The sequence below is a fragment of the Alteromonas sp. AWJ4_199 genome, from assembly GCF_056159165.1.
This window is the reverse complement of the sequence record NZ_JBSWUR010000001.1, coordinates 1,642,242-1,660,687: the sequence shown is the minus strand read 5'-3', so window position 1 is coordinate 1,660,687 and position 18,446 is coordinate 1,642,242. Positions and strand designations below refer to the sequence as shown.

Below are 18,446 nucleotides of genomic sequence, written 5' to 3'. Positions count from 1 at the left end.
CTTTGTATTGTGGCCTTCTTTTTATGTTAGCTAAGGCAGCTACCGTCTTAGTTATCTACGCTTTACTATTTTGTGACGCAACCTGCGCTTTTAGCTCTCGCAACTCTTTGATCACGTCATGCAGCGTAGGCTCGATATTGCCTTGTGCGATTTGCTCTTCAAGTAGGGCGGCTTCTTTTTCTGCTCTTGCCTTTTCGTTTTCTCTTTCCATCACATTTACCACAATGCCAATGACCATGTTGAGGAAGGCAAACGCGGTAAAGAAAATAAAGGTTAGGTAAAAAATCCAGCTTAGTGAGTAGACTTCTTGAGTTTCGTACATCACATCAGTCCAATCTTCGAAGGTCATGATCCTAAAGAGTGTCAGCATTGAGATAGTAATATCGCCCCACAGAACAGGGTTAATATCTTCAAACAATGTGCTACCTACCGCTGCGTATATATAGAAGATGATAAACATCAGCAGCATGACATAGCCTAGCTGTGGCAAAGCTTTTACTAGAGAAACAAGTAATATTCGAAGCTCTGGAATGATTGAAATCATACGAAGCACGCGGAAGACCCGCACTAAACGCGCAATTAGCGCTAGTTCAGTGTCGTCTGCCGGAATAAGACTGATAACTACAATGAGGGTGTCGAACCAATTCCAGAAACTTTTGAAGAAATAACGCTTTTGCTTTTCCGCTAAGAAGCGAATTGTGATTTCAGTTAAAAAGAACGCGCTTATAAACCAGTCTAAAAACAAAGTAATAGATGACATGCCGGTAGGTAATTCATAGGTCTTCGCACCGACTAATAACGCCGATATCACGATGACGCTGATAACAAAGGCTTCAAACCATTTATTTGCTCTTATGCGCTCAAATTTGTTTTGTAGTTCAGAGGCTTGCATTTTTATTTATCACTCAAGAAAAAAACAATAAACCAAGAGGCTTGTCGTAAGCTTACTTGGCGTTATACTAAAGTAGTTGTTTGCACCTATTATATGGCAGAATGTAGGGTCAAAAAGGCGACTTTAAAGCCTTAAACTCGGCAAAAATAACATCACTAAAAATAGAGACAAATCCAAAGGGCATAATCATGGATGATGAGTTACAGCTGTTGCAAGAGAAATTACGCGTCGTTTCAATGCGTTTATCTAATTTTGTAATGACTAAGCAAAATGCCGAGGCATTGTGTGCAGAGTACCGGCAGCTGTTAGGTGCTTTACAGAAGTTTTCTTGCGCCAGATAAGCATCTTTTTACACCGCAACACATGGGCTATAAACGCTAAACACGCACAAAAAAGGGTAGCCAGTAGCCACCCTATTTACAGCATTATCAAACGCTTACCTTGCGATATAAAACAATCTATTTGTTGCTATCGCTCTCAACTGGCTTAAGACCTCGGTTGATCATAGCCACGTCTTCCCCTGTCAATGTACCTGCCGCTTGCTTAAGCGTAATTACTGACTGAATAAAGTCGTAGCGTGCGCCCGCAAGGTTACGACGCGCATCAAACAGGTTACGTGTGCTATCAAGTACATCAACGATAGTACGTGTACCTACATCAAAGCCCGCTTCTGTGGCTTTAAGTGCGCTATCTGCAGACACCACTGACTGCTCAAGAGCGCGAATAGTAGAGATAGACGCTTTTACGTTATTAAACGAGCTACGAACTGACTGTACCGTTTGACGATACGTCTGCTCTGCGGCTTGGCTGGCCGCTACGTAGTTGTACTTCGCTTGCGACGTTTGCGCGCTTACGCTACCGCCTTGATAGATTGGAACGTTCAGCGTAATGCCAATTGATTGGTTATCCAAGTACGGCGTTTCATACCCAAACGGTGTGGTAGAGCCGTCGTCATTTAATACTTCAGCATCAACATCATCTTTCGAGCGACCGTAGCTGCCAGACAGTGATAATGTTGGCAAGTGACCAGAGCGCGCAATAGCAATATCTTCTTTTGCCACGTCCATGGCCAAACGGTCAACTAATAATGCAAGGTTTTTGTCTTGTGCAGTTTCTAGCCAGCTGTCTACAGTTTTTGGTACTGGCATAGTCGCAGAAAAATTCTCTGTATTTAGACCGAAAAGGCGGTCGTGGTACTTGCCGGTAATAACACGAAGTGCTTCAAGGGCAAACTCAAGCTGGTTTTTCGCTTGGATTTCCTGAGCTACTGTACTGTCGTAGTTCGCTTGCGCTTCGTGCACGTCAGTAATAGCTGTTAGACCTACCTCGAAGCGCTGGCGTGTTTGCTCAAGCTGACGTTCAATGGCGCGTTTTTCAGCACCTACAAATTCTACGTTGTCACGAGCGCGCAATACGTCAAAGTAAGCTGTAACCGTACGCACAATAACGTCTTGCATACTAGCAGCAAGTTGCGCATCGCTTTGCTCTGCTACTTTCTCTGCGCGGTCTAGACCCAACCAGTTTGCGTGGTCGTATAAAGACATTGAAAGTGATAAACCGTAGTTAAGCGTGTCTACTTCAGTATCTGTTGTGAATACTTGAAGGCCGTTGTCACCAGCCGCTTGTTGGAAGCGTTCTGATTCAGATTGGGTGTAACCCACAGAGCCAGAGATTTGGGGTAGTAGGCTTGCGCGGCTAAGACTGATTCCTTCGAACGCAGCATCACGTTGCGCTTTCGCTTGGTTTACCAATGGATCGTTCGCCAGTGCTTGTTGATATACCTGCATTAGGTCATCGGCTAGCGCACCAGTTGTCATCGAAACACCGATAACTAGCGACAGAAGTGTTCGTTTCATGCTTACGTCTTCCTGTTGTGTTCAAGTTGCGTCGTCGTTTATTCGTTGAGACGACTTATTAAAACCAAGTGTATGAAAATTCAACCACAAACCGAAAGTCCAAACTCGTAACAGTATTCGATTAACTGTAACAGAATATGTGATCTACCCACGCAATTATTATAGTAATAGACGACTTGTAATATGAGTTTTCTGTTATTCGCTCACACGCCGTATCGCATTTTTCATGCGTATACATGGTTGGTGTGTAAATGTACTATGTATGATAAATCTATTTGAACCATAAGTGTCAGCAAATGAGCAAGGAATTCCTTTCATTTACCTCAAATGACGTCGAAATCACCGACATTAAGCCAGTGTATCGTGGTTTCTTTACCATGAATCAGTATCAATTTAAGCACAAGTGTTTTAATGGAGAATGGAGTGACACGGTCACGCGAGAAATATTTGAACGCGGCCACGCGGTGGGGGTTTTGCCCTACGATCCTATTCTGCAAGAATTCGTGCTAATTGAGCAGGTTAGAATTGGGGCGTTAGCCACATCTTCAAGCCCTTGGTTAATAGAAATTATCGCAGGCATGATAGATAAGGGGGAAACACCAGAAAATGTATGCCATAGAGAGTCGATGGAAGAGGCGGGAATAGAGTTAAAAAACTTGACCAAGGCCTTAAGCTATTTATCGAGTCCAGGTGGTACCACGGAAAGATTACATATATTTATAGCAAAGACTGATGCAAGCTTGGCACAAGGTATCCACGGCCTAGAAAGCGAGTCTGAAGATATTAAAGTGCGTCGCGTAAAAGAGAATACCGCTCTTGAATGGCTAGAAAATGGCCATATAGACAACGCCGCAGCGGTAATTGCGCTACAATGGTTCTTTATGCATAAAACACAACTTCTGGAGCAGTGGCAGACATCGTGACACAACGCAATCAACGAAAATACATCCCTCATCTTCCGTCAATGCAGGCGCTTTGCGAACTGAACTATGCTTATGTTCTTAGAATGCTACCTGATTGCGATACAGAAGACTTGAGTTATGAATTTTCCGTTGGCATGGGGTTGGCCTATGAGATTAGGATCGTGGACTCTGCTCGCTACACCAGTACGCTAAGCATCAAGCAAACTACTAAAGACATGCCGTCATACCTAACGCCAAGTATGACGGTTCGCCTATATCATGATGCGCGCATGGCAGAGGTTATCAATAGCCAAAATACGGGGGCGCTTGAACCTTCGTACGAATATCCGAATTTAAAAATGCGCCAGCGTAACGAAAAGCACATGGTGAATATCTTTTTAGCTGAATGGCTAAATTTCTGTTTGCAACATTCCTCAAACGTTACTTCTGAAGCGTGATTACACTCATTCAGCTAAGTGATTGCCACTTACTAAAGGACAAAGATAAGACGGGATATGCGGGCATCGCGCCTTATGATTCACTAGCCCGTGTGCTTTCTAATATTCAAGTCCACATTGTTCAAGAAGTCGCCAGCGAGCCAGAGAATAGGGCAAAGCACCTAGTAGTCGTGCTGGTTACTGGGGATATTAGCGGCGATAATTCCCCTGAGAGCTATCAGCATTTTATTGCATTGATGGAGCAACATATTGAGCCAGCAAATATAGAATGGCTTGTGCTGGCGGGAAACCATGACAATAATCCGTACTTCGAAAAATACGTTGGCAGTCGGCACTTACAAAGCAATGACTCGTTAAGCTTGTGCAATTGGCAAATACACGGCATGGATACCCGCGCTATAAGTAATATGCATACGGCAGCGGGGAAAGTAAAAGAAAGCGATATACAGGCGCTAGAGCAATCGTTAACTACGTCGCCGCAGACAAATCATCTTGTTGCGCTTCATCATCACATATTGCCTTCAAACAGTTGGATGGATAAGCACTCTTTGGTTGATGCTCAGCGGTTAGTATCGCTTACAGATGAATATCCGCAAATAAAAGCTTTCCTACACGGACACGTACATTCGCCATTACGCCAGCAGATAGGAAAGCACAATACGCCTTCTTACGGCAGCCCTTCTACGTGTTGGCAGTGGGAAATGCGGCCCGAGTTTGGTGTTAGCAATGAAACGCCGGGGTATCAAGTGATGAATTTAATGGATGACGGTACGGTAAACGTTACCGTTGTTAGGGTTTAGCTCAGTCGAGCTTGGCTTTGAAGGATGCGCTAGGCGCGTTTGGCGTTAAAAACCGATTCATACTTGCATCGAGTTTAGCGAAAACAAAGAAACAAAAAAGAACAGAGAACACAGAATAGAGAAAAATATGCAGCACATTTTATATCTTCATGGCTTCTTGAGCTCGCCGAAGTCCATAAAGGCCCAAGCCACTAAACAATATTTTGAGCAGCATCACTCAAACGTCACCTTACATATTCCTGAACTGTCTAACTTTCCTAGCAAAGTTGAAAGTCAGCTGCTTGAGCTTATTGATAGCACCCCAGCACTGCTTGAAAACGGGCTTAAACTGATTGGTAGTTCAATGGGGGGTTATCTCTCTACGTTTTTGCTTGAAAAGTTTGGTGGCAAAGCCGTGTTAATCAATCCCGCTGTTCGCCCTTACGAGCTATTGCAAGGCTTTATCGGTACCCACGAAAACCCTTACAGCAAAGAAAAGTTTGAAATAGTAGAAAGCGATATGGGGGTAATCCAAGCATTAGAAGCTGCTTCAATTAAAACGCCAGGCAATTACAAAGTGCTGCTTCAGACAGAGGATGAAACACTGGATTATCGCTTAGCGGCTGAAAAGTACGCACAAAGTCATCTGGTTATTGAAGAAGGTGGCGATCACAGCTTTGTAGGTTACGAAAATCACTTGCCTGCTATTGCCGAGTTTTTGCTGAAATAAGCGCATTGCCAGTCTGTACTCGCCCTGCTAACATCAAACCTATGCTGTGCAGCGCTTTGCTTAAGCGCCGCGTACCTCTTTCTTTGTCGCTGGCTTAAATAACAACCATAACTATGTCAAATCAATATAATTCAGAAGCTATCGAGGTTTTAAACGGCCTTGACCCCGTTAAACGCCGTCCTGGTATGTATACCGACACCACCCGTCCAAACCATTTAGGGCAGGAAGTCATCGATAACAGTGTGGATGAAGCGCTAGCCGGCCATGCCTCTAATATCAAAGTTATTTTGCATGAAGACCAATCGTTAGAAGTTATCGACGATGGTCGTGGTATGCCGGTGGATATACACCCTGAAGAGGGAATATCAGGCGTAGAGCTTATATTATGTAAGCTTCACGCAGGCGGTAAGTTTTCAAATAAGAACTACGCCTTCTCTGGTGGTCTTCACGGAGTGGGGATCTCGGTCGTTAACGCGCTTTCAACTCGCGTCGAAGTAACTATTCGACGAGACAGTAACGTATATCAAATCGCCTTTGAAAACGGCGACAAAGTAGAAGATTTACAAGTTATTGATACCTGCGGTAAGCGCAATACAGGTACCCGTGTACATTTTTGGCCCGACCCGCAATATTTTGATTCTGCAAAGTTCTCTGTTAGTCGTCTTGTCCATAATCTGCGTGCCAAAGCGGTATTAAGTCCAGGTTTGCGTATACGCTTTGACAACAAAGTTACCAAAGAAAGCCAAGAGTGGTATTACGAAGATGGTCTGAAAGATTACCTCTACCAAGCTGTGGAAGAATTTGAAACTTTACCGTCAGATACGCCATTTGTAGGCACGTTCAGCGGCAATACTGAAGCGGCGGATTGGGCAGTGATGTGGTTGCCCGAAGGTGGTGATTTGGTAACAGAGAGCTACGTTAACCTTATTCCTACAGCACAAGGTGGTACCCACGTTAATGGACTGCGTCAAGGCTTGCTGGAGTCGATGCGTGAGTTTTGCGAATTTAGAAACTTAATGCCCCGTGGCGTTAAGCTATCGCCAGACGATATTTGGGACCGCTGTGCCTACATTCTTTCAACTAAGATGCAGGACCCTCAGTTCGCGGGCCAAACCAAAGAGCGTTTGTCTTCGCGTCAGGCCAGTGCGTTTGTATCGGGTGTGGTGAAAGACGCATTTAGTTTGTGGCTAAACCAGCACACTGAAATTGCTGAAGCGCTGGCTGAAATGTGTATTAACAATGCACAGCGTCGTCTTCGACAGGTGAAAAAAGTCGCCCGTAAAAAGGTTACTCAAGGCCCTGCATTACCGGGTAAATTAACCGACTGCTCGTCACAAGATATCTCTTACTCTGAGTTGTTTTTAGTAGAGGGTGACTCGGCAGGTGGCTCGGCTAAACAAGCGCGTGACCGAGAGTTTCAGGCAATAATGCCTTTGCGCGGTAAAATCTTAAATAGCTGGGAAGTCGACTCTTCTCAGGTGCTGGCATCACAGGAAATTCACGATATTTCTGTGGCGCTGGGTATAGATCCAGATTCAACCGACCTGTCTGGTTTACGCTACGGTAAAATTTGTATTCTTGCCGATGCTGACTCGGATGGGCTACACATTGCAACCTTGCTATGTGCACTCTTTGTACGTCATTTCAGAGCCTTAGTAGAGCAAGGCCATGTGTATGTCGCTATGCCGCCGCTATTTAGAATAGATGTAGGCAAAGAAGTGTATTACGCCCTAGATGAAGGTGAAAAGCAGGGAATTCTTGACCGAATTGAAGCGGAAAAGAAACGGGGCAAAGTGAACGTACAGCGCTTCAAAGGCTTAGGTGAAATGAACCCGCTACAGCTTCGCGAAACGACCATGGACCCGAACACCCGTCGCCTTGTTCAGCTGACTATTGAAGACGCTGAAGAGATGATGGAGCTAATGGATATGCTGCTTGCTAAGAAGCGTTCTGGCGATCGTAAAACCTGGCTTGAAAGCAAAGGGAATATGGCAGAAGTTGCGCTATAGCGTACGGCTCTAGCGCTTGTAAGAGTTAACGCACTGAATGAGCGACGATGCTTTAAAAGCTGGTTAAAAACCAAAGCGTCATAAAAACGCGAATAGAAAACGCCGAGATACTATCCTGAAACATGGAGTTCTCGGCGTTTTAGTTTGTGCATCTGCAGTAAAATACTGCCGCGCATTATGACACTGGTGCCGTTTAAGATGAGTAGCGGCCAGCTTTGGCTTAACGGCATTGTTAAGCCGAACATTAAGGTGCTAACGTCTTTTATTAAGATGTTTCGAAATAACGCGAAGGACAGCGAACCTACTTTTTGTCTGCGCTGCAACACAAGCCACTGATGTAGCGAACCTTGAGATAATATGACGGTGACTACCAGCATCAACGTGTTTGCGCCAAGTTGCGCAAGCATTGGGAAGGGACGAAAAGCAATGGAAAGGGTACCGCCAACTAGCGCAAGCACAGCAATAGCGGCAACGTAGCCTGAAATAGTAGTGCGCCTATGTTGCCATATTTTCCAAATTATTATGAGCGTAAGAATGAGCGCGCCAAAACGCGTCCAAACCAAGTAATGGTTAAAAGGCTCTACCGAAATACCGAATAGGAAAATAGAGAAAAACGCAAAATAGCTAGATCCAAACTGGTTTAGCGACAGGCTGTGGTTCGCATCGCTTTTCTCGCTTGTAACGGACACTTGATGGTGCGTCATAGCTTTAATTTGTGACCATAAGCCTAACCATGTTAGTAAAAAAAGCGCGGCACTGGCAAAGCCTAAAATGTGGTAAAGCACGCAGTTAGCTCCACGTAAAAAATTTTCAAACTGGTGAGAGGCTCTCAGTGTACCACAGGAGTGGCTGGCCTAGTCTCTGCATCATTCGTCATTGGTAATGACTACGTTGTTTCACCTTCTCGAAATGAAATAACAGACAATAGACAGGATGATATCGGTTTTTCAGTGCCGATAGCGTTCTATGTATTCTCAACACCGAAATTTAGTTTTAATAGCAAGGAGGTTTATTTTGGCATTGCATTCAGTTTCTTCATCTACACGCCAGTTAGCGGTGAGCGATAACACCACAACGCTATTATTTGACCACGATGGTACCCTGATTGACTCAGAAACCGTACATTTTGACCTTTGGAAAGACATTTTATTGAAATATGATGTTGAGCTAAGCAAGGATTTTTATTGCGAAGTAATGGCAGGGATACCGGTCAAACAAAACGCAGTGGACTTAGTTGAGCATTTTAATATTGATATAGAACCGCAGTTGCTGGCTCAGCAGAAACACAAAAGCGTGAGTAACTATCTCGATAAGCAAGCTTTTCCTTTGATGCCATATGCTAGGGAGACCATTAAACAATGTGCAGACAATGGCTTTACCATTGGTATAGTGACCGGGGGAAGTAAAAAGGCTGTAGAAAAAACGTTATCTCAATATGAGTTGAGTGATTATATTTCCTGTGTGGTCGCCGTAGAAGATGTTGAAAACAGTAAGCCCGCCCCAGATTGTTACGCGCTTGCAATGGATAAGCTAGGTAAATTGCCTAGCGAGTGTGTAGCCATTGAAGACACGCAAACCGGCATGACAGCGGCACTTGCTGCAAACCTAGCCTGCGTCGTAATACCCACGGAGTTGTCGAAACATCATGACTTGTCTGGTGCTACAGTGCAGTTTACAAGCTTGAAAGACTGGGTGGACTGCGAACTCGTTTTTTAGCGAATGCTGTGAAGAATAATTACCGACTTGTCGTGCCACTTGTCACTGGTGGCGCGAAAATAGATAACGTAGTATAACCAGCACGTTAGGGCGTAACCTTCTTTGTTTTACAGCAAAGAACGCCAGAGGCGTTAACTTATTTTTATAAATTGTTATGACAGGTACAGCTAATTTCTCATGATTTTGCGTAGCGTAAAATGGCTTTTGATTACTATTGCCATCATTGTTGTTTTGCTTGTAGTAAGCGTTGCTACGGTTACGATTATGGCTGTGCAAAAAGCGCCGTTAGTCGCATCGACAGCGCCTACACAGCTTGATGGTGCTGATAGTGTGAACGAGCTACTAGCTCAGCTGCAACAAGCGTTTTCCCGCCGAGAAAAGGGGCATCAAGTTACGCTTACCGAAACTCAAGTCGAAAGCTTAGTGGGTGTGTTGCAGCGCGCATTACCTGACTTTAAGGGCGTAGTGAATATCACCCCATGGGGAGGCACCATAAATGTTACTTACGCCATTGATAGTACAGGTTATTACATCAATGCCTCGGCATTAGTATTACCTGGTGATAGCTTACGTATAGAGCAAGTCAAAGTTGGCGACTTAACCATTCCAGGCCGTTTTTTACTCGGCTTTTTAGAACGTACGGTAAACTATTACACGCAATCCGAAATAGCCACCATTGCGCTGTCTCGGGTAGAGCGAGTAACAATGGGGCGTGGTGAACTAACCCTTGATGTTGGGCGTTTAGATGAGCTGCTAAGTGAGCTAAACGTGGTGGCGTCGAACATGTCTGTAAGCGAACAAACTGAGCTTCAGCAGTTATCCGCGTACTATTTGCGTTATTTGTCTGGTAGAGAAATAGCCTTATCAAATCAACCGGTATCCCTTACTGAATACTTGCGTGAAGGAATGGCACGAGCGCGAGAGCAAAGCCAAACCCCTGAAGATGCAGTACTGCATAATAATGCGGTAATCCTCGCTTTAGCGGTTTACGTTGGGCATCATCGTGTTGGGACTCTGGTGGGCGACATACAGCCAGATTCCGAAAAAGCATTAAAGCCTCGCAGAGGTGCGGTGCTGCACAAGCGCAACGATTTGGCTCGTCACTTCATTATTTCTGCTGCATTAGAGTTAATGGCTGAACAAGGTATGTCCCTAGCAATTGGCGAGTTTAAAGAGCTAATGGACCGGGGCAACGGTGGTTCGGGCTATAGCTTTGTAGATTTAGCGGCAGATATGTCAGGTACTGAGTTTGCTAAAGTCGCTACCAACCCAAGTACCGCGATAGAAGTACAAAACGCGATGGCGCGCATCCAAAGTGAACTTGAAATTATCCCGCCTATTGAAGGCCTGCCTGAAGGCTTAAGTAAGCAAGCATTTATCGAGCAGTATCAGCGGGTAGACAGTAAATCCTATTTGAAAGAAGTACAGGAAATTAAGCGTAGAATCAGCTTGCTGCCGCTTTACCAAAAATAAGCGCTTAGGCATGTGAGAGCGTGGCGTAAGTAAGAAATTAATCTATAAAAAGCCCGCTATTATAGCGGGCTTTGTTTTACTCACTTGTAGTTCTAGGCTACTTTTTAGCGAGAGACTGCTGAAACTGTGCAATGGTTACAAGGGCCAATTCAATTTTTTTAACCAAAGGTGCAAGTGCCTGCTTAGCGGCATCGTCATCCAGTTCCTTTAGCGATTGCCAGTCGTTTGCAATCTCTTGCACATAGGGGCCAAAGCGCTTGGCTGATGTACTAAACCCACTGTCATCTGCGAAAACGGCTGCAAACTTTCCTTTTTGATCGCGCTGTAAGTTATCTAAAACTAGGTCGGCATCAACGGCTTTGCGGTGCAGCGTTTGAAGTGTTTCTTGAAGTTGTTGATGGACAGCTTGCATCTCTTGGCTCTGTTGCATAGTCACGCCTTTTGTTTCTAATGTAATCCGGTGCACGTGTTAGCCGCACACTTAATGTTCATATATATTGCGCAGCTATCATTTATGCTACGCCGAATGTATCACGGTAAATAATGATTAAAGTTTCGCCTTTCAAGGCCGATAACTTATCAGTGTTGTAAACTACAACACCTGCGGTTCACTAAAGAACTTGCTGGTTTCGTAACGTTCAACACATCGTAAGGGTGGGCAATTCTGCCCATTTTTTTACTTTGCTACAAGCAACAAAGGAAAATGGTATGGATCTACAAGGTGCTAGTGCCTCTGGAACGTCCGGTGCGTCACTTGAGTTGGCCTCTCTTAAGTTGGCAAAAAGCCAACAAGAGCAAGAGGGTAAAGCGTCGCTTCAGCTGCTGGAATCAGCCGCTGACGTACCAAAAACGTCATCTTCAAACCCCGCGTTAGGCGCCAACGTCGATACCTACGCGTAAGTTAGGGATGCAAATGTAAGTCGATAGGCGTTTTGCCGGGTTGACCGCCAATTTCTCTTACCAGTTTTGGCACCAAAAAGCCCGGCAGGCGCTTTATCGCTTCTTCCATGATTCGACGACCTTCATTATCACTCACATAAAAGTGACTTGCTCCCTGCACTTTATCCAATACGTGCAAGTAATAAGGCAGTACACCTGCTTCAAACAGTGTTTCACTTAAATCACTAATTGCATCGCCGGAATCGTTCACACCTTTTAGCAATACCGATTGATTGAGCAAGGTCACACCTCTCTCTCGTAATGCGTTTAATCGGGTTTTTAGCGTTTCTGACATCTCATTCGCGTGGTTTGCATGCAGCACCAATACTTTTTGAAGCGGCAATGCGGTAAACCATTCAACAAAGTCATGGCAAATTCGTTCTGGCAGTACTACGGGTAGGCGGCTATGAATACGCAAGCGTTTTATATGGGGAATGGCGGCAATTTCGTTGGCTAACCACGACAAATGATCATCTTTTGCCATCAGTGGGTCGCCACCTGAAAAAATTACCTCATTAATTTTGTTATTACTGCGAAGGTAATCCAGCACATCAAGCCATTGGTGTTTGCTTACTGCATTCTCGGCGTAAGGAAAATGGCGACGGAAACAGTAACGGCAGTTTACCGCACAACCGGTGCGAACCATTAACAACACGCGAGAATCGTATTTGTGCAGTATGCCTTTACCTTCGGTGTCGTGCTCGTCTAACGGATCTTCGCTGTAGCCCGGTGAGGTGAGAAATTCGTCGCTAAGCGGCATAACCTGTAAAAACAGGGGGTCGTTGGGGTTTCCCTTTTCCATAAGGCTAACGAAATGCCGTGGAATACGCATGGGAAAAAGGCGGCGTGCTTTAATGTGTTGAGCGTATTTTTCTTCGTCTAAACCTAAGTGCTGCAACAGTTTTGCAGGATCGGTGTAGCTACTCGCCAATTCTTTTTGCCAGTTATGCTCTACAGAAATCGGTTTTTTAGGTATTATTTGTTCCACGAAACTTTTTGTACCTTATGTTTAGACAGAGGAATTATGGCTAATTACAGCACTAACGAGTTCAAAGGCGGCCTGAAAATCATGCTGGACGGCGAACCTTGCAACATTCTAGAAAACGAATACGTAAAGCCGGGTAAGGGCCAAGCGTTTAACCGCGTAAAAATCCGCAAGCTTATTTCAGGTAAAGTTTTAGAAAAAACTTTCCGCTCAGGTGAATCAGTAGAAGGCGCTGATGTAATGGATACAGAGCTTGCCTACTTGTACACCGACGGCGAATTCTACCACTTTATGAACAACGATACATTCGAACAAATCGCTGCAGACGAAAAAGCGGTGGGCGAGAACCAAAAGTGGTTGGTAGAAAACGACGTTTGTACTATTACACTGTGGAACGGTTCACCTATCACAGTAACGCCGCCAAACTTCGTTGAGCTTGAAATCACTGAAACTGATCCTGGCCTTAAAGGTGATACAGCAGGTACTGGCGGTAAGCCAGCAACGCTTAGCACGGGTGCAGTTGTTCGCGTTCCTCTATTCGTTCAGACAGGCGAAGTTATCCGTGTAGATACGCGCTCTGGCGAATACGTGTCTCGCGCACAAAAATAAGCGCTGTGCGCGCATATTGTTTACGTATAAAAGCCGGTGCCTTCGTGTACCGGCTTTTTGTTTTAGCTTTACTATATAGGTTTTAATAGATGCAGCCTTGGCAGCCGACTACCACACATGATGCGCGTGTAGCGCGTGCAGAATTACTCAGAAGCATCCGCGAGTTTTTTTACGCAAGAAACGTGTTAGAGGTAGATACGCCTTTACTTTCAAACGGCACAGTTACCGATGAGCATCTAGACGCGTTTGATACACAATTCAATTTTGCCTCATCTGGTAAGCCATGTAAGTTGTATCTTCAGACCTCGCCAGAATATGCCATGAAGCGCTTACTGTGCGCTGATAGCGGCAGTATTTATCAAGTGTGTAAAGCGTTTCGCCACGAAGGGGAAGGGCGCTGGCATAACCCAGAATTTACTATGCTAGAGTGGTATCGCTTAGGCTTTGATCACTTCGCTTTAATGGACGAGGTTGACGCCTTGCTGCAAGAAACCTTAAACACGGCTTCGGCCGTTAAGATGACCTATCAGCAAGCTTTTCAAACCTATTTAAATATTGACCCGTTAAGTGCTGATAACGACGTTTTGCTAAAGGCAATGGAAGAGCAGAACATAGATATTCACGCGCCGCAAAATCTAAGCTATGACAGCAAGTTACAACTGTTATTCAGCTATGTAATCGAACCTAAAATCGGTAACGAAAAACCGTGTTTTATCTACGATTTCCCAGCTTCTCAGGCGGCGCTTGCCAAACTAAGCCCAGTTGATGAACGGGTTGCCGAACGCTTTGAGGTGTACTACAAAGGCGCAGAACTGGCCAACGGTTTTCATGAGTTAACTGCAGCAAAAGAGCAGCGGCTGCGCTTTGAAAGGGACAACGAGAAGCGCAAGGAAAATGGATTGCCCACAAAGCCTATCGATGAGAATTTCTTAAGCGCTCTTGAAGCGGGGTTACCACCGTGTTCAGGTGTGGCCTTGGGTGTCGACAGGTTACTCATGTTAAAAATAGGCGCGTCACATATTAAAGAGGTCATTAATTTTAGTGTAAGCATATCCTAAGCGCTTTAGCTGTATGGCAATGAAAAGTGTCAATTTCGCACTTAAAAGTTCACAAAACATTAAATAACGTTAGATAACTGGTAAGTTACGTTGACCTGCTGTTGACATGAACAGGTCGATGCTGAAAAATGTTATAACATCACTAAATAATGTTATAACATCCTCAGAGGAATACCCATGAAAATGCGTTCGCTGCTAAGTTTGTCCATAGCAGGGCTGTTAAGTGCGCCTGTGTATGCCACCACAGTAACGGGAAAAGTCACCGACACGGCAGGGCAACCTGTTGCAGGGGCTGAAGTAAAAATCGAAGGCAGCCGCCGTGTAGCATACACCGATGAAAATGGCGTGTACCGCTTCGACGACGTAAAACAGCCGCATATTCATTTACATGTTTATTCTTCAAACTACATTCATGGTGACAACGACTTAGGCGACGTAAATACGGATCAAAATGTCGATTTTGTATTAAAGCCGGCATCCGTTGAAAATATCGTGGTTACCGCTAACGCACTTCAATCATCTGTACTTGAATCTGTTACGCCAGTAACTGTTATCAGTGCAGAGAAGCTGCGTAAAATCGAAGCGCCTACGTTAGGTGAAACCCTTAAAAACGCGCCAGGTGTGCACAGCACGTATTTCGGTCCAGTCTCAAGCAGCCCAGTTATTCGCGGTAACGATGGCCCGCGTGTAAAGATTGTTCAAAACGGCCTAGATGTTTCTGACGTTTCTCGCGTTGGTCCAGACCATAACGTAGCGGCTACGCTTTCTAGCGCAACACAGGTAGAAGTACTTCGCGGTCCAGCAACACTTCAATACGGCAGTGGCGCTATTGGCGGTGTGGTGAACGTGGTTGACAAGCGTATTCCTCAGTACCAAGTAGATGGCGTGGAAGGCGAAGCAGAAACCAGCTATAGCACAGTGAATAATGGTTCGTACACCCGCGCAGATGTGACTGGCGGTAGTGGAAATATTGTGTGGCACGTAGACGGTTTTTATCGCGACACCGACAATGCGGATATTCCAGGATATGCATCTGTCGACCCTGATGACGATGAGCCTTATGGTGAACTAGAGAGCAGTGCGATGGAGACTCGCAACGTTGTTGCAGGTCTTTCTTACGTGGCAGAAGAAGGCTACTTCGGTTTTGCGGTTGAGCAATTAGACAACGAATATGGCGTGCCAGGCCACAGTCATGCTCACGATGAAGAGGAACACGATGAACATGACGAAGAGCATGAAGAAGAGCATGAAGAAGAGCACGAAGAACATGATCATGGTGAAGAAGGTGTGCTACTTGATGTAGATATGACTCGCTATCAAGCAGCCGGTGAATGGCATTCACCCTTTAAAGGGCTAACTAACCTTAAATTTGCGGCAGCTTACACTGACTACGAACATGCTGAGATTGAAGACGGTGAACCAGGTACGGTATTCACTAATGAGTCGAGCGATATCCGTCTTTCTGCTTACCACGAAGAGGTGAACGGCTGGCACGGCGTATTCGGGCTACAGTTTAATCATAGCGATTACAATGCCGTGGGCGAAGAAGCCTTTACCCCAGCTAATACCACATCGAGCTACGCACTTTATCTAATAGAACAAAAGAAAGTAGGCGATGTAACGTTTGAGCTTGGCGGCCGACTAGAGCGCACGACCTTAGACGCTGATGCCAGCGAAGTGGAACTGGACGTATTACATGAAGAACATGAAGGCGAGGAACACGAGGGCGAAGAACACGACGAAGAGCATGAAGAGCACGCTGTTGCCTTCAACTTCCCTGATTATGACTTTACCAGCTTGTCACTTTCAGCGGGCGCTAACTGGGAATATCAGGAAGGTCATTCAATTGCTGTAACCTTATCACGCAGCGAACGTGCGCCTAGCCAGCAAGAGCTTTTCTCTGCGGGCCAGCATTTAGCAACCCAAAGCTACGAAGTGGGTTTAGTATTTGATATGGATGAAGAAGGTCATATTGAAGAAACACTTAAAGGCGTAAAAGAAGAAGTAAGCACCAACCTAGATATTACTTTCCGTAAATTTACCGGAAGCTGGGGCTACAGTGCGTCGTTCTTCTATAATCAGGCGGATGACTATATTTTCCAAACGAGCACAGGTTTAATTGCACTTAGTGAGCATGAAGAACACGGCGAGCATGAGGAAGAAGAACTAGAGGGCGAACACGAAGAGCACGAGCATGATGAGCACGGCGCTGAAGAAGGCTTGCCTATCTATTACTTTCAACAGGCTGACGCTGACATCTGGGGTTTTGAAGCAGAAACCTATGTTGATTTAACAGATACGCTACGCTTAACCGTATTTGGTGACTATATTCGCGCAGAAATCGAAGACGACAACCTTCCGCGCACGCCACCTATGCGCTTTGGTAGTGAATTGAGCTACGTGAACAATGGTTTAAGCGCTGACGTAGGCTTTACATGGTACGACGACCAAAACGAAGTTGCGTCGTTCGAAACCACAACCGATGGCTATACATTGGTAAATGCAAGCGTACAGTATGAGTTTGGTTCTCAAGGTATCGACTGGGTATTGTTCGCCCGTGGTGAAAACCTGACTGATGAAGATGCCCGTGTTCATACATCTTTCTTAAAAGACCAAGCACCGCTTCCAGGTAGAAACTTTACTATGGGTGTGAGAGCGTTGTTTTAATTAACAGCATTACTGTATTAAGCAAAGGCGGTGTAACTTGTTACTCCGCCCTTTTTATTTATGCTGAGTGAAAAATGGTGAACGCAGTTTTTTGGGGCTTTGCACAGCAAAGATAAATAGTCCGAAAATAGTGATAATGAAGCGGCTATGACGTAGAGGTAAAAATGAATGAAATAGCGAATTGGCTAAGTACGCAAACCGAAAAGCATATGGTTTTAGGTTACGGAAGTTTACTTAGTAAAGACAGTCGAGAACGCCACTCAAACATTTTCACTAAAGGGATCCCTGTAACTGTATCTGGCTTCGAACGGGCTTGGGTAACGCGCAGTATTCATGAAGAGCAAACCTATGTAGGCGCCGTGGCCAACGTCCACAGTCATCTGAACGCTCAGCTTATCCCCACGCAAATTAACCCTGCCTTACAGGAGAGGGAAAAAGACTATAGGTTTATTGAAGTAAGCCCTAAAGCACTCGATTTTCACCTTCATCAAGGTGAGGTAAAAGATGCGTTAAATGAGCGATTGTCGCAGTTTACTTTCTGGATTTGTGAAACACTCGCGTGCGAGCCAGCAAGCGAAGCATTCCCTGTTAACCAAACCTATATTGATACCTGTATGGCCGGTTGCCTTGAACACGGTGGCATAAGAGAAGCGGAGCGATTTGTAACACATACGTCGCTATGGAAGCACCCAAGAGTAAATGACAGAGCACAACCCAAGTATCCGCGTGCAGCAAAGGTAAATAGTGAAGCTATTGAACAGATAGACAAAATTTTAGCGAAGCGCTAGTTTTAGCAGTAGCAAACGCCCTTTGGCAGAGAGTTTAGTGTGAATACTGAAGCATCAATTTTAACCTCCGAAAGAATTACCTTAAGACCGCTCACGTTTGATGATCAACACTGGGTATTGGCATTACAGCAAGACGAGCTGTGGCTTAAGTACATTGGAAGTAAAAATGTAAATACGTTAGACGATGCCTGCGATTACATTGGGAAAACCAATTCACAACGAGAAGAGTGGGGGTACGGTCTACTTGCGGTTGAGCTAAATAAAACTAAACAGCCGTTAGGGGTTTGTGGTTTATTTAATCGCTTTGCATTTGAATGCCCAGATTTGGGTTTTGCGATGCTGCCAGAAGCAAGAGGAAGCGGCTTATGCTACGAGGCATGCAAGAAGGTTATAGCCTGGGCTACTGCTGAGGGGTATGGCTTTTTAACCGCAATGACACACCCAGACAATAAAGCATCGCAAAAGCTATTACAGCGACTTGGGTTCAAAAAGCAGGGGTTCTACTTCGATAAAACCTTTCCAAAACAGCATTTGTTAAGGTTAGATTTACAGCCATAAAGCATTGCTCTCTATGGCTGTTTTTTG

Annotated in this window: 19 protein-coding genes; 14 read left to right on the top strand and 5 right to left on the bottom strand. The window is 45.0% G+C overall.

The annotated features are described in order from the left end of the window. Positions 1 to 55: 55 nt before the first annotated feature. The gene (locus tag ACXAER_RS07215) at positions 56 to 892 is read right to left on the bottom strand and encodes an ion transporter (RefSeq protein ID WP_474827921.1); all 837 of its coding nucleotides are present in this window, start codon (positions 890 to 892) and stop codon (positions 56 to 58) included. Between the two features lie 188 nt (positions 893 to 1,080). Here ACXAER_RS07215 and ACXAER_RS07210 point away from each other — a divergent pair, with 188 nt between their 5' ends. Beyond that, positions 1,081 to 1,233: a hypothetical protein gene (locus ACXAER_RS07210; RefSeq protein WP_474827919.1), complete on the top strand. Its 153-nt coding sequence runs from the start codon at positions 1,081 to 1,083 to the stop codon at positions 1,231 to 1,233. A gap of 117 nt (positions 1,234 to 1,350) precedes the next feature. Here ACXAER_RS07210 and tolC read toward each other — a convergent pair whose 3' ends face one another. Continuing rightward, complete coding sequence (gene tolC / locus ACXAER_RS07205) at positions 1,351 to 2,748, bottom strand: outer membrane channel protein TolC (RefSeq protein WP_474827918.1); 1,398 nt, start codon at positions 2,746 to 2,748, stop codon at positions 1,351 to 1,353. Positions 2,749 to 3,044: 296 nt separating this feature from the next. Here tolC and nudF point away from each other — a divergent pair, with 296 nt between their 5' ends. The 5 genes from nudF (at position 3,045) to parE (ending at position 7,626) form a co-directional block, all read left to right on the top strand. Continuing rightward, a complete protein-coding gene (nudF, locus tag ACXAER_RS07200) occupies positions 3,045 to 3,671 on the top strand; it encodes an ADP-ribose diphosphatase (RefSeq protein WP_474827916.1) in 627 nt (208 codons plus the stop codon). After that, positions 3,668 to 4,108: a DUF1249 domain-containing protein gene (locus ACXAER_RS07195; protein WP_474827914.1), complete on the top strand. Its 441-nt coding sequence runs from the start codon at positions 3,668 to 3,670 to the stop codon at positions 4,106 to 4,108. Before nudF ends, ACXAER_RS07195 begins: the two co-directional genes overlap by 4 nt. Further along, positions 4,105 to 4,908, top strand: a complete 804-nt coding sequence (locus ACXAER_RS07190) for a metallophosphoesterase family protein (RefSeq protein ID WP_474827912.1) — start codon at positions 4,105 to 4,107, stop codon at positions 4,906 to 4,908. The genes ACXAER_RS07195 and ACXAER_RS07190 overlap by 4 nt, the downstream gene beginning before the upstream one ends. 127 nt (positions 4,909 to 5,035) lie before the next feature. Beyond that, on the top strand, positions 5,036 to 5,617 hold the full coding sequence (locus tag ACXAER_RS07185) for a YqiA/YcfP family alpha/beta fold hydrolase (protein ID WP_474827910.1): 582 nt from the start codon (positions 5,036 to 5,038) through the stop codon (positions 5,615 to 5,617). Positions 5,618 to 5,730: 113 nt separating this feature from the next. After that, positions 5,731 to 7,626: a DNA topoisomerase IV subunit B gene (gene parE / locus ACXAER_RS07180; RefSeq protein ID WP_474827908.1), complete on the top strand. Its 1,896-nt coding sequence runs from the start codon at positions 5,731 to 5,733 to the stop codon at positions 7,624 to 7,626. 110 nt (positions 7,627 to 7,736) lie between these two features. On the opposite strand, the gene ACXAER_RS07175 is transcribed toward parE, so the two are convergent. Then, a complete protein-coding gene (locus ACXAER_RS07175) occupies positions 7,737 to 8,411 on the bottom strand; it encodes a hypothetical protein (protein WP_474827906.1) in 675 nt (224 codons plus the stop codon). A 229-nt stretch (positions 8,412 to 8,640) separates the two neighbouring features. On the opposite strand from ACXAER_RS07175, the gene ACXAER_RS07170 reads away from it, so the two are divergent. Together ACXAER_RS07170 and ACXAER_RS07165 are read left to right on the top strand one after the other, a co-directional pair. Further along, positions 8,641 to 9,342 (top strand): HAD family hydrolase, encoded by a 702-nt coding sequence (locus ACXAER_RS07170; protein WP_474827904.1) that lies wholly within the window; start codon positions 8,641 to 8,643, stop codon positions 9,340 to 9,342. 177 nt (positions 9,343 to 9,519) lie between these two features. Further along, entirely contained in the window at positions 9,520 to 10,815 is a 1,296-nt protein-coding gene (locus ACXAER_RS07165) for a hypothetical protein (RefSeq protein ID WP_474827902.1), read from the top strand. Between the two features lie 97 nt (positions 10,816 to 10,912). Here the strand turns inward: ACXAER_RS07165 and priC are convergent, their stop codons facing one another. Beyond that, entirely contained in the window at positions 10,913 to 11,245 is a 333-nt protein-coding gene (gene priC, locus ACXAER_RS07160) for a primosomal replication protein PriC (RefSeq protein ID WP_474827900.1), read from the bottom strand. A 278-nt stretch (positions 11,246 to 11,523) separates the two neighbouring features. Between priC and ACXAER_RS07155 the strand changes: the two genes are divergently transcribed. Further along, entirely contained in the window at positions 11,524 to 11,715 is a 192-nt protein-coding gene (locus ACXAER_RS07155) for a hypothetical protein (RefSeq protein ID WP_474827898.1), read from the top strand. Between the two features lies 1 nt (position 11,716). Here the strand turns inward: ACXAER_RS07155 and epmB are convergent, their stop codons facing one another. Continuing rightward, positions 11,717 to 12,742 (bottom strand): EF-P beta-lysylation protein EpmB, encoded by a 1,026-nt coding sequence (epmB, locus tag ACXAER_RS07150; RefSeq protein ID WP_474827896.1) that lies wholly within the window; start codon positions 12,740 to 12,742, stop codon positions 11,717 to 11,719. A gap of 36 nt (positions 12,743 to 12,778) precedes the next feature. On the opposite strand from epmB, the gene efp reads away from it, so the two are divergent. From efp to ACXAER_RS07125, 5 genes are all read left to right on the top strand, one after another. Next, positions 12,779 to 13,348 (top strand): elongation factor P, encoded by a 570-nt coding sequence (efp, locus tag ACXAER_RS07145; protein ID WP_179982333.1) that lies wholly within the window; start codon positions 12,779 to 12,781, stop codon positions 13,346 to 13,348. Positions 13,349 to 13,437: 89 nt separating this feature from the next. Beyond that, a complete protein-coding gene (gene epmA / locus ACXAER_RS07140; protein ID WP_474827894.1) occupies positions 13,438 to 14,406 on the top strand; it encodes an elongation factor P--(R)-beta-lysine ligase in 969 nt (322 codons plus the stop codon). Between the two features lie 177 nt (positions 14,407 to 14,583). Next, positions 14,584 to 17,073: a TonB-dependent receptor gene (locus tag ACXAER_RS07135; RefSeq protein WP_474827892.1), complete on the top strand. Its 2,490-nt coding sequence runs from the start codon at positions 14,584 to 14,586 to the stop codon at positions 17,071 to 17,073. Between the two features lie 164 nt (positions 17,074 to 17,237). After that, positions 17,238 to 17,861 carry a gamma-glutamylcyclotransferase gene (locus ACXAER_RS07130; RefSeq protein ID WP_474827890.1) on the top strand — a complete coding sequence of 208 codons (624 nt, stop codon included), beginning with the start codon at positions 17,238 to 17,240 and terminating at the stop codon, positions 17,859 to 17,861. 39 nt (positions 17,862 to 17,900) lie between these two features. Beyond that, a complete protein-coding gene (locus tag ACXAER_RS07125; protein WP_474827888.1) occupies positions 17,901 to 18,419 on the top strand; it encodes a GNAT family N-acetyltransferase in 519 nt (172 codons plus the stop codon). Positions 18,420 to 18,446 lie beyond the last annotated feature (27 nt).

Excerpts from the sequence above, each read along its gene's own strand:
- ACXAER_RS07130 (WP_474827890.1), top strand. The coding sequence starts at position 17,238 with ATGAATGAAATAGCGAATTGGCTAAGTACGCAAACCGAAAAGCATATG.
- ACXAER_RS07135 (WP_474827892.1), top strand. The coding sequence starts at position 14,584 with ATGAAAATGCGTTCGCTGCTAAGTTTGTCCATAGCAGGGCTGTTAAGT.
- ACXAER_RS07165 (WP_474827902.1), top strand. The coding sequence starts at position 9,520 with ATGATTTTGCGTAGCGTAAAATGGCTTTTGATTACTATTGCCATCATT.
- ACXAER_RS07155 (WP_474827898.1), top strand. The coding sequence starts at position 11,524 with ATGGATCTACAAGGTGCTAGTGCCTCTGGAACGTCCGGTGCGTCACTT.
- priC (WP_474827900.1), bottom strand. The coding sequence starts at position 11,245 with ATGCAACAGAGCCAAGAGATGCAAGCTGTCCATCAACAACTTCAAGAA.
- tolC (WP_474827918.1), bottom strand. The coding sequence starts at position 2,748 with ATGAAACGAACACTTCTGTCGCTAGTTATCGGTGTTTCGATGACAACT.
- efp (WP_179982333.1), top strand. The coding sequence starts at position 12,779 with ATGGCTAATTACAGCACTAACGAGTTCAAAGGCGGCCTGAAAATCATG.
- nudF (WP_474827916.1), top strand. The coding sequence starts at position 3,045 with ATGAGCAAGGAATTCCTTTCATTTACCTCAAATGACGTCGAAATCACC.
- ACXAER_RS07215 (WP_474827921.1), bottom strand. The coding sequence starts at position 892 with ATGCAAGCCTCTGAACTACAAAACAAATTTGAGCGCATAAGAGCAAAT.
- ACXAER_RS07210 (WP_474827919.1), top strand. The coding sequence starts at position 1,081 with ATGGATGATGAGTTACAGCTGTTGCAAGAGAAATTACGCGTCGTTTCA.
- parE (WP_474827908.1), top strand. The coding sequence starts at position 5,731 with ATGTCAAATCAATATAATTCAGAAGCTATCGAGGTTTTAAACGGCCTT.
- ACXAER_RS07185 (WP_474827910.1), top strand. The coding sequence starts at position 5,036 with ATGCAGCACATTTTATATCTTCATGGCTTCTTGAGCTCGCCGAAGTCC.
- epmA (WP_474827894.1), top strand. The coding sequence starts at position 13,438 with ATGCAGCCTTGGCAGCCGACTACCACACATGATGCGCGTGTAGCGCGT.